Below are 12,128 nucleotides of genomic sequence, written 5' to 3' on the forward strand. Positions count from 1 at the left end.
ATTTTTCAATCTTAAATAGACTCATTCAAGGAAAACTCATGAGCATTGTAGAAATTAAAGTCCCCGATATTGGCGGACACGATAATGTAGATGTGATTGCCGTTGAAGTAAAAGCGGGCGACACCATCGCATTAGACCAAACTTTGATTACACTGGAAACAGACAAAGCCACGATGGATGTGCCTGCGGATGCGGCTGGTGTAGTGCAAGAAGTGAAAATTAAAGTGGGCGACAAAGTTTCCGAAGGTTCGGTGATTCTAACGGTTGAAACGGGTGCTGCTGCCGCAGAAGTGCCCGCACAAGCCGCTCCTGCTGCTGCGCCCGCTCCCGCCGCTGCTGCGCCTGCACCTGCTGCCCCAGCAGCACCTGCGCCTGCGGCTAAACCTGCTCCTGCTGTATCTTCTGCTGTTAACGAAGCGGCATTCTCCAAAGCACACGCCGGTCCTTCAACACGCAAATTGGCACGCGAATTGGGCGTGGATTTGGGTTCGGTTAAAGGCTCTGGTCAAAAAGGCCGTATTACTGCGGAAGACGTTAAATCATTCGTTAAAGGCGTGCTGCAATCCGGCGCAGGCGCTTCTTTGGGCGGCGGTTTGAACTTGTTGCCATGGCCCAAAGTGGATTTCAGCAAATTTGGTGAAGTGGAAGTTAAAGAGCTTTCTCGCATCAAAAAAATCTCGGGTCAAAACCTGTCTCGCAACTGGGTGATGATTCCTCACGTTACCGTGAACGAAGAAGCCGACATGACCGAGCTGGAAGAATTCCGCAAAGCATTGAACAAAGAATGGGAAAAAGCAGGCGTGAAAGTGTCTCCTTTGGCATTTATCATTAAAGCGTCTGTTACCGCGCTTAAAGCGTTCCCAGAGTTCAATTCTTCTTTGGACGGCGATAACTTAGTATTGAAAAAATACTACAACATCGGCTTTGCGGCAGATACGCCAAACGGTTTGGTTGTGCCTGTAATCAAAGATGTGGACAAAAAAGGCTTGAAAGAAATCAGCCAAGAATTGACTGAATTGAGCAAAAAAGCCCGCGAAGGCAAATTGAAACCACAAGAAATGCAAGGCGCTTGCTTTACCATTTCCAGCTTGGGCGGCATCGGCGGTACCGGCTTTACGCCTATCGTGAATGCGCCTGAGGTGGCTATTTTGGGCGTGTGCAAATCTCAAATCAAACCTGTTTGGAATGGTAAAGAGTTTGAACCACGCTTGATGTGCCCATTGAGCTTGTCATTTGACCACCGTGTGATTGATGGCGCGGCAGGTATGCGCTTTACCGTGTTCTTGGCAAACTTGTTGAAAGATTTCCGCCGCGTGGTGTTGTAATCTTTTAATGTGAATAGATGAATAACAGCCGGTTGTTTTTGCAGCCGGCTGTTTTTTGTTTTCAGGCTGCCTTATGGTGAGGCAGCCTGAAATTTGGGTACAGTCCATCAACTCAATATGCTATTTGGCAGCCTGCTGTTGCTGTGCCATATTGTTTTCAGGCTTCCTAAAAAGTAAAATCGTTGTTTTTTAATGGGATTGGCTATGGAACACAAAATTGCGGCGGCGCGGGTGAATCGGTTGTTTACGCATTGTTTGGAGCAGTTGGAACAGCATGCTGCGACCACTTCGCCGCGTTTGTCGGACGCGCAAAATGCGTTGCTGGCGTATTTGCGCTTGGACAAGATTGCGGAGGACGAGGGTTTTGCGATGTTAATCGCGCTGGGCTATGGCGAGGAATTGTTGTGTGGCCAGCTGGCGGAACAGCTTGCGGCGTGGGGCGTGCCTGTGTTGCCCGATATTGTGTTGCAGGCGCGGGGCTTGTATCGCGAGCTGGGCGCGGCGATTGGGCAGCATGGCGATGCGGCAACGGTGCGCGAGTCATTTCCGCAGTTTGCGACGTTGGACGAATGGTATTTTATGGAGTGCGAGGAGATTTTTTCGAAGGTGTATAACCATGTGCGGCGGCATTTTGATGCGTTTGCGCCGCTGTTGGATTTTCAGGCTGCCTAAATGGTTGGGCAATCAGCGGACTTTGCGGTTTGCTTTTTTGCTGTTTGGGGAAATATTATTGCGCGTTTTTTGTAAAGAAAAATATTTTTGCCCACAGCTTGACAGTTAATTTTTTATTTTATCTTTTTGATTATTTTGAATTTTTATTGTTTTGCTTATTTTTTCAGCAATCTTAACATAAGCCATGATTTAACACGGTTTTTTTATTTTTTCAGCGCGGCGGGCGGGGAATTATGCACAGGTTTTGTGGATAAGATTTTAGCTTGGGCTGAACCGTGGGTTGGCGTAAGCAAAAGCCAAAATGTGTGTTTGATGCGTTTTCAGGCTGCTGATGGGCAACCCTGTTGGGCAGCCTGAAAACGGTTATCTTGCTTACTCTGCCAATAATTTTGCCAAGGGTTTGGGCATGCCGTATTGCGCGAATTTTTGCGGCGTTACCCATTCGCCGGTTGCGGTTTGCATTTCGTTGCAGCCTTCGGCTTTCAGGCTGCCTAAATCGGCGGCGATGCGATAGGGGATGATTTCTAGCTGGCGGTGGGTAAGGCGGTGCTGGATGGCGGGCAGTTCGGTGGCGTGGTGGAATGGGATGCGGTGCTGCGCGGCGAAGCGTTGCAGCTCGGCTAGGCTGTCGAATGTGGGGGCGCACCACAAGCCTGCCCAGATGCCGCGCTGCGGGCGTTTGTGCAGCCAGACGGCGTGGTTTTGCTCAATGATAAGCCAATAGAGCGTTTGCTGTTGGACGGCGGCGGGGGATTTTTTGCGCGGCAGTTCGGCGGTGCGGTTTTGGGCGTGGGCTTGGCAGAGGCTTTGCATGGGGCATTCGTGGCAATGGGGCTTGCTGCGGGTGCACAGGGTTGCGCCCAAATCCATCAAGCCTTGGGTGTAGGCGGGCATATCGCCGGGTTGGCTGGGCAGCAGGCTTTCGGCAAGCGCCCACAGTTGGCGTTCAAAGGCTTTGTTGGCGGGGTCGCCGTCTTGGGCGAAGACGCGGCAGAGCACGCGCTTCACGTTGCCGTCTAATATGGCTTCGCGCTGGTGGTAGGCAAAGGCGGCGATGGCGGCGGCGGTGCTGCGCCCTACGCCTTTTAGGGTTTCTAATTCGGCGCGTGTTGATGGGAATGCACCGCCGTGTTGTTGCACGATTTGCTGCGCGGCGGCGTGTAGATTGCGGGCGCGGCTGTAATAGCCCAGTCCCGCCCACAGGCTTAACACTTGGTCTTGGCTGGCGGCGGCAAGGGCTTGCACGGTGGGAAACGCGGCGAGAAAGCGCGGGTAGTAATCCAGCACGGTCGCCACTTGGGTTTGTTGCAGCATGATTTCGGAGAGCCAGACGCGGTAGGGGTCGCGCGTTTGCCACGGCAGGCTGTTGCGCCCGTGTTGGCGTTGCCATCGGATAAGGCGGGTGGAGAATGTGGACATGGTTTTAACTTTACGAAACGGCGTTTCAGGCTGCCTATGGGTTAAAAAGGATAAGATGCGTTTGGGCGGCTGCGGGTTTTATTCGCAATGGGCACAACAAATTTTCAGGCTGCCTATTCAACCTTGATAGGCAGCCTGAAAACAGCGGGGCAATCCGCAGGGCGATTGGGCAATCGCTATGCCGCACGGTTTGCCGTATGCGCCCGCCCTACTCCGCTTCGTTTATCCAAGCCTGTTGCACCGCTTCCAAGATTTTTTCGCCGCAGCGGTTGGGGTCGTCGTCAAAATCGGGCAGCGCCAAAATCAAATCGCGCAGCTGGGTAAAGCGCACGGTGGCGGGGTTGATGCTGTCGCCGTGGGTGTCGTAAAGTTCTTCGGCGATGCGTTGGATGTCGGTCCATTTCATGGTGTGCGTCCTTGTAAACGAGTGTTAAGACGGCAAATTATAAGCATTGAAAGGCAGCCTGAAAAGGCGCAAAATAGCGGTTTCCCGTTTTTGTAAAAGAATGCAAACATGAATAACGCCAAAAAACTTCATCCGCAAACGCTAGCGATTCGCGGCAGCAAAACGCAAACCCAGTTTAAAGAACATCATCAAGCCTTGTTTTTAACCAGCAGTTTTATGTTTGACAGCGCGGAAGAATGCGCCGATGTGTTTGCCAAACGCCAAGCGGGCTACACTTATTCGCGCACCAACAACCCCACGGTGGCGGCGTTCCAACAGCGCGTTGCCATTATGGAGGGCGCGGAAGCGGGCATGGCAACGGCAACCGGCATGAGCGCGATTCAGGCTGCCCTGCTCACCTTTCTGAGCGCGGGCGACCATTTAATCAGCAGCCGCAGCCTGTTTGGCACAACGGCGGGCTTAATCGGCACGCTGCCGCGCTTTGGCATTGAAGTGACGCTGGTTTCGCAAACCGATGCAAACGAATGGCGCAAGGCAATCCGCCCGAACACCAAAATGTTTTTCTTGGAAACGCCGTCCAACCCTTTGGGCGAAGTGGCGGATATTGAAGCCTTGGCGCAAATCGCGCATGAAATCAATGCGTTGCTGGTGGTAGATAATTGTTTTTGCTCGCCTGCGGTGCAACAACCGCTGCGCTTGGGCGCGGATTTAAGCGTGCAATCGGGCACCAAATCCATTGACGGGCAAGGGCGCGTGTTGGGTGGTATTGTGTGCGGCAAGCAGGATTTGATTACCCAAATCGGCATGTATGTGAACACGATGGGGCTAAGCCTTTCGCCGTTTAATGCTTGGATGCTGCTCGGCGGCATGGAAACTTTGATGCTGCGCACCGATGCGGCGGCGGCTTCTGCGCTGAAAATCGCGCAATGGCTGCAACAGCAACCGCAAGTGGGCAAGGTGTATTACTCGGGGCTGCCTGAAAACCCACAAGCGGCGTTGGTGAAAAAACAGCAAAGCACGGGCGGCACGGTGTTGGCGTTTGAAGTGAAAGGCGACACGGCAGCGGCTTGGAAAGTGATTGATAACGTGAATATTTTTTCCAAAACAGCAAACTTTGGCGACGTGCGCTCCACCATCGCGCATCCGTGGACAACCACGCACGGCAGAATGCCGCCCGAAGATAAATTAGCCGCAGGCATCACCGAAGGCTTGCTGCGCTTGTCCATTGGCTTGGAATATACGGATGATTTGATTGATGATTTGGCGCAAGCATTGGCGGCATAACAAGGCTTAAAGGCAGCCTGAAACGCATTGCAAACACGTTTTCAGGCTGCCTCATAATAGTGCGTATGCACTAAAGCGTAAAAATATTCAACACACACACACAAAGGAACAATCATGTCAGAAGAACAATTCGCCCTATGGGGTATGCGGCTGGGCATCGGCGGTTTGGTAATTATGCTCGGCTTTATCGTATGGCAACTGGGCAAAGAATCCAAAGCGGGCAAATGGGGGATGTTTATCCTGTTTTTTGTGCTCGGCTTGGGTGTGATGGGCTTTTTGTTTAAAAACGTGTTGGTAGAATTTTTCTTGCTTACCGAGTAAACAAGAATAGGCAGCCTGAAAACCCCGCCAAGCCCAACCTTTTACGCCCAAACCCGCTATTTTCGGTTATGATAGCCACCTTTTAACACACCAGCCGCCACATGAAAGCACTTAGCGATTTCATCGCCATCATTTTATTTTTCGCCACCTACACCGCCACCAAAAACATCATTCTCGCCACCGCCGTTGCCGTGGTAACAGGCGTTGCCCAAGCAGGCTACACCTATTGGAAACACCGCAAGCTAGAACCAACCCAATGGCTCAGCTTTATTTTGGTTGTCGTGTTTGGCGGCTTAACCATCGCGCTGAACGACCGCACCTTCATCATGCTCAAAACCACCATTTTGCCGTGGCTGCTCGCCATCATTATGGTTGCCATGCAACTGCGCGGGCAAAACAGTCTACGCCTACTGCTGGGCAAAGAGCTCACCCTGCCCGACCACGTTTGGCACAAACTCGGCTACGCATGGATAGGCTTTTTCCTGTTTCTCGGCGCGCTCAACCTCGCCATTGCCTACCCTTTTACCGCCGAGCGCGAACCCGTTTGGATGAACTTCAAACTATGGGGCTACCTGCCCATTTCCATTGCCTTTTCCATTGCGCAAGGCATTTACCTTGTCAAACACCTCCCCAAAGAAAGCGAGTAAGCCCATGCTGTTTATGTTCCTAGCCACCGATGCCGAAAACACCGGCGAAGCGCGCGCCGCCGCCCGCCCCGCCCATTTGGAACGCTTGGAAGCGTTGCACCGGGAAAACCGCCTGCTCTGCGCCGGCCCCAACCCGCTGCCCGATAACCCCAGCGTGATGTCCGGCAGCCTGATTGTTGCCGACTTCCCCGATTTGGACGCCGCCGAAGCATGGGCGGGCGAAGACCCTTATGTGCACGCAGGCGTGTATGCCGAAATGCTGATTCGCCCCTTTAAACAAGTGTTCCCCAAATAATGCGCGACCAAATAGCCAGCCGACTCGCCCCGCTTGCCCCCGATGTGTACGAGTTTGCCGACGAAAGCCATTTGCACATCGGACACGCAGGCAACAAAGGCGGCGGGCATTACGCCATCTTGGTGGTGAGCAACGCATTCAACGGCATGAGTCGCGTAGCGCGGCAACGACAAGTGCAAACCCTGCTGCAAGACCTGTTTACCAGCAAGCAAATCCACGCGCTCAGCATCATCGCGCAAACGCCTGACGAGTATTTTCAGGCTGCCTAATGCTCAGAACAGCGTCGTCTGCCGCGCAAACGCAAGCGCAAAGGCAGCCTGAAACAAAGTTCCGCGCAGCAAAAACCGTTCACTTCACAACCGAGCATATCCCATCCCCCAACCGAAAGGAAACCCCATGAAACCCACTTATATCGCCGCCGCCCTATCCGCCGCCCTAATTTCGGGCAGCCTGTTTGCCCAAACCGTGGTAACCGTAAACGGCACAAAAATTGACAGCAGCGAGCTGGACCGCCGCGTGCAAGCCGTGGTTGCCGGCAGCCAAGGGCAAGTGCAAGACAGCCCCGAGCTGCGCCAATTTATCGCGCAACAAACCGTGGTGGAAACCGTGGTAACGCAAGCCGCCAAAAAACAAGGCTTAGACAAAAGCAAAGAATACAAAGATGCCGAAAGCGAAAGCATGAAGCAAGCCAAAGCCCAAGGCGCAGACAAACAAGCCGACTTCAAACAGCAATGGGCGGATTACCAAAACCAGCTGCTGATGCAGGTTTACGCGCGAAACGTTATCAACAAAAACCCCGTAACCGATGCCCAAGTGCAACAGCGTTACAACGAAATCAAACAGCGCTACGACAACACCGACGAAGTGCAAATCGGCGAAATCATCACCGATAACGCCGAGCAAATCAAAGCCGCCGAGCGCGATTTGAAAGCGAAAAAAAGTTTCGCCGAAGTCGCCCGCAAATACAGCATAGACCCCAACATCAAAGCAGGCGGCAGCGTGTTTAGCGACTATATTTCCCTGCGCGATTTGCAAGAAGCCCGCCCCACCATCTACCAAGCCATCGGCAGCCTGAAAAAAGGGCAATACAGCAAGCCGATTTCAGGCGACAAGCTACACGCGGTTTACTACATCAACGACAAGCGCAAAATCAGCGTTGAGCCGTTAGACAAAATCAAAGAAGGCTTGCGCGCCGGTCTAGCCAACGAGCGTGTGCAAGAAGCGGTGGGCAATTTGATGCAAAACGCCAGCATTGTGCCCGCGCAGTAATCACATGATGAAACAAGCCGCTCTGCGTGGGGCGGCTGTTTTTTTGGGCGGATACTGATTGATGATAGATTAGGTTTTCAGGCTGCCTTTGATGTTATCCGCAAGCCCAAAGGCAGCCTGAAACGCCTATTTCCCATTTTCAGGCTGCCTTTTAAAAACCATCCACACACTCTCTATCCCCCCATGTCTCAACCTTGCTTCCACTGCGGACTCCCCGTCCCCGAACACACCCATCTGCCCATTGTTTACAACAACCAAGAGCAGCCCACCTGCTGCGTGGGTTGCCAAGCCGTTGCCCAAGGCATCATCGATGCCGGGCTGGGCAGCTACTACAAAAACCGCACCGCCCAAGCCGAAAAAGCGGAGTTGCCGCCCGATGAAATCATGGCGCAGCTCAAACTCTACGACCTGCCCGAAGTGCAAGCCGAATTTGTGGAAACGCTGCCTGAAAACCAGCGCGAAGCCACGTTGATGCTGGGCGGCATCACTTGCGCCGCCTGCGTGTGGCTGATTGAGCAGCGGCTGATGCGCCAAGCGGGCATTAGCCAAGTGGAGCTGAATTACAGCACGCAACGCGCCCGCGTGCGCTGGGATGAAACACGCGTGCAGCTTTCCAATATTTTGTCGCTGATCCAAAAAACGGGCTACACCGCCGCGCCGTATGACGCGCAAAAAATGGAAGCGCAAACCCAGCGTGAGCGTAAATCCATGCTGATTCGCCTTGCCATCGCCGCCTTTGCCAGCATGCAAACCATGATGTTTGCGCTGCCCACTTACCTCTTCGGCGACATTGAGCCGCCCTACCTTGCCATGCTGCATTGGGGCGCGTTTTTTATGGTGCTGCCTGCCATGTTTTACGCAGCGTTGCCGTTTTACCAAGGCGCGTGGCGCGATTTGAAAAACGGGCGCACGGGCATGGACACGCCTGTTGCGCTGGCGATTTCGCTCACGTTTATCGCAGGCGTGGGCGCGTTGGCGGTGCAATCGCAGCAAGGCTTGTATTTTGAAAGCATCGCCATGTTTGTGTTCTTTTTGCTGCTGGGGCGGTTTATGGAACACAGCGCACGGCGCAAGGCGGGCGATGCGGCGGAGCGTTTGGTGAAGCTGGTGCCTGCGTTTTGCCATCGCTTGCCGCGTTATCCCGATGAAAGCAGCGAAGAAGAGGCGGTGGTGTCGCTGGCGGTGGGCGATGTGCTGCTGGTGCGCGCGGGCGAAGTCGTGCCTGTGGATGGCGTGGTGTTAAGTGGCGAGAGCGAAATCAACGAAGCCATGCTCACGGGCGAACATCTGCCCGTTGCCAAGTTTTCAGGCTGCCTTGTAACCGCAGGCACGCTCAACGTTGCCAGCCCCATCATCATCCGCGCCACCGAAGTGGGCAACCAAACGCGCTTGGCGCATATTGTGAAGCTGTTAGACAAAGCCCTAGCGCAAAAGCCGCGCCTTGCCGAGCTGGCCGAACGCTATGCCTCGGGCTTCACGCTATCGCTGATTATCATGGCGGTGCCGACTTTTTTGGCGTGGTGGTGGTATGCCGATGCCGCCCGCGCCTTGTGGGTAACCGTGTCGCTGCTGGTGATTACCTGCCCGTGCGCCCTTTCGCTTGCCACGCCCGCCGCGCTGGCTGCGTCCACAGGCAAGCTCGCCAGCGAAGGCGTGTTGATTGCGCACGGGCAGGCGTTGGAAAACTTGGCGCAAATCACCGATGCCGTGTTTGACAAAACGGGTACGCTCACCCAAGGCAAGCTGGCGATTAGCCATATTTACGCCTTTGCCGACAAGCAGTTATACGATGAAACCACGTTTTCAGGCTGCCCCGGCGAGCTGATTGCCATCGCCCAAGCCCTAGAACACCAATCCGAGCATCCCATCGCCCAAGCGTTTTTCAGGCTGCCGCATGATGCGCCGCTGGCGGTTACGCAACGGCAAAACCATATAGGGCAAGGCATCACCGCCCAAATCGCGCAGCAAACATGGGCGATTGGGCGCGCCGACTTTGTTGCCCAAATCGCCCCCAGCGCGCCACAAAGGCAGCCTGAAAACCTGCCCGACGGCTTGCCCACGGGCAGCATCATCATACTGGGCAACGAACACGGTTTTCAGGCTGCCTTTATCCTGCGCGACGAAACCAAGCCGCACGCCGCCGCCATGCTCGCCGAATTGCACGCGCGCGGCATCGCCACCCACGTTTTGAGCGGCGACCACCCCAACGCCGTGAACCAGCTTGCCGACCAGCTCGCCATCGCCCACCGCCGCGCCCAAGCCACGCCCGAAGACAAGCTCGCCTATGTGCAAGCCCTGCAAAATCAAGGCAAGCGCGTACTGATGCTGGGCGACGGCATCAACGACGCGCCCGTGCTCGCCGCCGCCAATGTATCGCTGGCGGTGGCGGGCAGCGCGGATGTTGCCCGCGAAGGCGCGGATGTGATTCTGCTGCAAGACGACCTTGCGCTTATCCCTCGCCTGCTGCGCCAAGCCCGCCGCACGCGCCGCGTCATCCGCCAAAACCTGATTTGGGCAAGCGTGTATAACCTGATTGTTGTGCCGCTGGCGGTGGCAGGCTGGGTTACGCCGTGGATTGCCGCCATCGGCATGAGCGCGAGTTCGCTGATTGTGGTGGGCAATGCGTTGCGGTTGCGCAAATGAATTTCAGGCTGCCTCAAATCATCAGAGGCAGCCTGAAACCTTTACAAAGCCCAAGTAGGTCAGGCATTTATGCCCGATGTTTTTAGTTTTTGTGCCGCATTAAGATAAATATATCCGCGTTTGTCGGGCATCAATGTCCGACCTACAACAACTATGCCCAGCAGCAAAAGCCCTCAGCCCACCGTTAAGCCGCATAAAAACAGCACAACCCGCAGATACAGCGGGTCTGTGTCGTCATGGTTTGGTTTTCGTTTCATCGCGTTCTCCTTTTTCAGGCTGCCTCAACCAACAAAGGCAGCCTGAAAGCGAGTTTACGAGCTTCTGCGAAGCTAAAACGTTTATTCGCCATCTTCGCCCTGCGCCGCTTCATCCAACCCGCGCAGCCAAGCCAGTTTCTCCGCAATCTTAATCTCCAAGCCCCTATTCGTCGGCTGATAAAAATCGGGCTCGTCCATGCCGTCGGGCATATAGCTTTCGCCTGCGGCGTAGGCATGGGGTTCGTCGTGGGCGTAGCGGTAGTCGCGCCCGTAGCCCAGTTCTTTCATCAGCTTGGTGGGCGCGTTGCACAGATGCACGGGCACGGCTGCGCTGCCGTGTTCGCGCACAAACTGGCGCATTTGGTTAAACGCGGTGTAGCCTGCGTTGGACTTTGCTGCCGCCGCCAGATACAGCACCGCCTGCGCCAACGCCAATTCGCCCTCGGGGCTGCCCAGCCGTTCAAAAGTCGCCGCCGCATCGTTGGCGATTTGCATGGCGCGCGGGTCGGCAAGCCCGATGTCTTCCCACGCCATGCGCACGATGCGGCGGGCGAGGTAGCGCGGGTCGGCGCCGCCGTCGAGCATGCGGGTGAACCAATACAGCGCGGCGTTGGGATGCGAGCCGCGCACCGATTTGTGCAGGGCGGAGATTTGGTTGTAAAACGCTTCGCCGCCTTTATCAAACCGCCGCAGCTGGCTGCCCAGCGTTTGCGCCACCAGCTCGCTGCCGATTTCGGCGATGTTTTGTGTGTGCGCGGCGCGGATGATTTGTTCCAGCGTGTTGAGCAATCGCCGCGCATCGCCGTCGGCGTGTTGGATAATCAGCGTTTGCGCTTCGGGCGCGATGCGCACGGTGGCGTTTTCAGGCAGCCTGAAAACCTTGTCGCACAGTTGGGCGAGCGATTCGGGGTTGAGCGGTTTGAGCGTATAGACTTGGGCGCGTGAGAGCAGCGCGGCGTTCACTTCAAACGAGGGGTTTTCGGTGGTGGCGCCGATAAAGGTAATCAGCCCGCTTTCAACGTGCGGCAAAAAGGCATCCTGCTGGGCTTTGTTGAAGCGGTGCACTTCGTCCACAAACAAAATGGTGCGCTTGCCGCGCTGCCACGCCATTTCGGCTTGGGTGATGGCTTCGCGGATATCTTTCACGCCCGAAAACACGGCGGAAATCGGCAGAAACTGCGCGTCAAACCCCTGCGCCACAATCCGCGCCAGCGTGGTTTTGCCGATGCCCGCGCTGCCCCACAAAATCATCGAATGCGGCTCGCCGCTCGCCAGCGCAACGGCAAGCGGCTTGCCCGCGCCCGTCAGGTGTTCCTGCCCGAGCACTTCGGCAAGCGTGTGCGGGCGCAGCCGTTCGGCAAGCGGGGCGCTGGGGGCTTGGGAGAATAAGTCAGACATGGTTTCAGGCTGCCTTTGGGTTGAAAGCGGCTATTTTAACATTGCGGGCGGCAAGGTTAGGCAGCCTGAAAACGATAAGCGACAGGCAGCGCGGCGCATCGCTTGATGCCTGCGCTGCCCGTTTTCAGGCTGCCTTTGCCGCGCCCGCCCCTGCCGCGCAACATCATCAACAAATGTAAGCATATCGTTAAA

Annotated in this window: 13 protein-coding genes; 10 read left to right on the plus strand and 3 right to left on the minus strand. The window is 55.3% G+C overall.

Going from position 1 to position 12,128, the window contains the following annotated elements; genetic code table 11:
* Nucleotides 1-38: 38 nt before the first annotated feature.
* Both aceF and JDW22_RS03680 read left to right on the plus strand, forming a co-directional pair.
* The gene (aceF, locus tag JDW22_RS03675; protein WP_200521752.1) at nucleotides 39-1,325 is read left to right on the plus strand and encodes a dihydrolipoyllysine-residue acetyltransferase; all 1,287 of its coding nucleotides are present in this window, start codon (nucleotides 39-41) and stop codon (nucleotides 1,323-1,325) included.
* Between the two features lie 204 nt (nucleotides 1,326-1,529).
* Nucleotides 1,530-1,997, plus strand: a complete 468-nt coding sequence (locus JDW22_RS03680; protein WP_200521753.1) for a DMP19 family protein — start codon at nucleotides 1,530-1,532, stop codon at nucleotides 1,995-1,997.
* A gap of 372 nt (nucleotides 1,998-2,369) precedes the next feature.
* Here JDW22_RS03680 and mutY read toward each other — a convergent pair whose 3' ends face one another.
* Both mutY and iscX read right to left on the minus strand, forming a co-directional pair.
* Nucleotides 2,370-3,416, minus strand: coding sequence for an A/G-specific adenine glycosylase (gene mutY, locus JDW22_RS03685; protein WP_200521754.1), 1,047 nt, complete (start codon nucleotides 3,414-3,416; stop codon nucleotides 2,370-2,372).
* 208 nt (nucleotides 3,417-3,624) lie between these two features.
* On the minus strand, nucleotides 3,625-3,822 hold the full coding sequence (gene iscX, locus JDW22_RS03690) for a Fe-S cluster assembly protein IscX (RefSeq protein ID WP_003794547.1): 198 nt from the start codon (nucleotides 3,820-3,822) through the stop codon (nucleotides 3,625-3,627).
* A 108-nt stretch (nucleotides 3,823-3,930) separates the two neighbouring features.
* Between iscX and metZ the strand changes: the two genes are divergently transcribed.
* From metZ to JDW22_RS03725, 8 genes are all read left to right on the plus strand, one after another.
* The gene (metZ, locus tag JDW22_RS03695) at nucleotides 3,931-5,106 is read left to right on the plus strand and encodes an O-succinylhomoserine sulfhydrylase (RefSeq protein WP_200521755.1); all 1,176 of its coding nucleotides are present in this window, start codon (nucleotides 3,931-3,933) and stop codon (nucleotides 5,104-5,106) included.
* Between the two features lie 114 nt (nucleotides 5,107-5,220).
* Nucleotides 5,221-5,427 (plus strand): DUF2788 domain-containing protein, encoded by a 207-nt coding sequence (locus tag JDW22_RS03700; RefSeq protein WP_200521756.1) that lies wholly within the window; start codon nucleotides 5,221-5,223, stop codon nucleotides 5,425-5,427.
* Nucleotides 5,428-5,528: 101 nt separating this feature from the next.
* Nucleotides 5,529-6,074: a septation protein A gene (locus JDW22_RS03705; protein ID WP_200521757.1), complete on the plus strand. Its 546-nt coding sequence runs from the start codon at nucleotides 5,529-5,531 to the stop codon at nucleotides 6,072-6,074.
* 4 nt (nucleotides 6,075-6,078) lie between these two features.
* The gene (locus JDW22_RS03710; protein ID WP_200521987.1) at nucleotides 6,079-6,369 is read left to right on the plus strand and encodes a YciI family protein; all 291 of its coding nucleotides are present in this window, start codon (nucleotides 6,079-6,081) and stop codon (nucleotides 6,367-6,369) included.
* Nucleotides 6,369-6,638 (plus strand): BolA family protein, encoded by a 270-nt coding sequence (locus JDW22_RS03715; protein ID WP_200521758.1) that lies wholly within the window; start codon nucleotides 6,369-6,371, stop codon nucleotides 6,636-6,638. Before JDW22_RS03710 ends, JDW22_RS03715 begins: the two co-directional genes overlap by 1 nt.
* Nucleotides 6,638-6,769: a hypothetical protein gene (locus tag JDW22_RS13860; RefSeq protein WP_268884207.1), complete on the plus strand. Its 132-nt coding sequence runs from the start codon at nucleotides 6,638-6,640 to the stop codon at nucleotides 6,767-6,769. Before JDW22_RS03715 ends, JDW22_RS13860 begins: the two co-directional genes overlap by 1 nt.
* Nucleotides 6,766-7,638 carry a peptidyl-prolyl cis-trans isomerase gene (locus JDW22_RS03720; RefSeq protein WP_200521759.1) on the plus strand — a complete coding sequence of 291 codons (873 nt, stop codon included), beginning with the start codon at nucleotides 6,766-6,768 and terminating at the stop codon, nucleotides 7,636-7,638. The genes JDW22_RS13860 and JDW22_RS03720 overlap by 4 nt, the downstream gene beginning before the upstream one ends.
* A gap of 183 nt (nucleotides 7,639-7,821) precedes the next feature.
* The gene (locus JDW22_RS03725; RefSeq protein WP_200521760.1) at nucleotides 7,822-10,281 is read left to right on the plus strand and encodes a heavy metal translocating P-type ATPase; all 2,460 of its coding nucleotides are present in this window, start codon (nucleotides 7,822-7,824) and stop codon (nucleotides 10,279-10,281) included.
* A 338-nt stretch (nucleotides 10,282-10,619) separates the two neighbouring features.
* On the opposite strand, the gene JDW22_RS03730 is transcribed toward JDW22_RS03725, so the two are convergent.
* Nucleotides 10,620-11,936 (minus strand): replication-associated recombination protein A, encoded by a 1,317-nt coding sequence (locus JDW22_RS03730; protein ID WP_200521761.1) that lies wholly within the window; start codon nucleotides 11,934-11,936, stop codon nucleotides 10,620-10,622.
* Nucleotides 11,937-12,128 lie beyond the last annotated feature (192 nt).

Source organism: Kingella bonacorsii (assembly GCF_016623605.1).
Classification (GTDB): domain Bacteria; phylum Pseudomonadota; class Gammaproteobacteria; order Burkholderiales; family Neisseriaceae; genus Kingella_B; species Kingella_B oralis.

Bases quoted from the DNA above. Each gene is read 5' to 3' on its own strand.
- aceF (WP_200521752.1), top strand. From the start codon at position 39: ATGAGCATTGTAGAAATTAAAGTCCCCGATATTGGCGGACACGATAAT.
- JDW22_RS03680 (WP_200521753.1), top strand. From the start codon at position 1,530: ATGGAACACAAAATTGCGGCGGCGCGGGTGAATCGGTTGTTTACGCAT.
- mutY (WP_200521754.1), bottom strand. From the start codon at position 3,416: ATGTCCACATTCTCCACCCGCCTTATCCGATGGCAACGCCAACACGGG.
- iscX (WP_003794547.1), bottom strand. From the start codon at position 3,822: ATGAAATGGACCGACATCCAACGCATCGCCGAAGAACTTTACGACACC.
- metZ (WP_200521755.1), top strand. From the start codon at position 3,931: ATGAATAACGCCAAAAAACTTCATCCGCAAACGCTAGCGATTCGCGGC.
- JDW22_RS03700 (WP_200521756.1), top strand. From the start codon at position 5,221: ATGTCAGAAGAACAATTCGCCCTATGGGGTATGCGGCTGGGCATCGGC.
- JDW22_RS03705 (WP_200521757.1), top strand. From the start codon at position 5,529: ATGAAAGCACTTAGCGATTTCATCGCCATCATTTTATTTTTCGCCACC.
- JDW22_RS03710 (WP_200521987.1), top strand. From the start codon at position 6,079: ATGCTGTTTATGTTCCTAGCCACCGATGCCGAAAACACCGGCGAAGCG.
- JDW22_RS03715 (WP_200521758.1), top strand. From the start codon at position 6,369: ATGCGCGACCAAATAGCCAGCCGACTCGCCCCGCTTGCCCCCGATGTG.
- JDW22_RS13860 (WP_268884207.1), top strand. From the start codon at position 6,638: ATGCTCAGAACAGCGTCGTCTGCCGCGCAAACGCAAGCGCAAAGGCAG.
- JDW22_RS03720 (WP_200521759.1), top strand. From the start codon at position 6,766: ATGAAACCCACTTATATCGCCGCCGCCCTATCCGCCGCCCTAATTTCG.
- JDW22_RS03725 (WP_200521760.1), top strand. From the start codon at position 7,822: ATGTCTCAACCTTGCTTCCACTGCGGACTCCCCGTCCCCGAACACACC.
- JDW22_RS03730 (WP_200521761.1), bottom strand. From the start codon at position 11,936: ATGTCTGACTTATTCTCCCAAGCCCCCAGCGCCCCGCTTGCCGAACGG.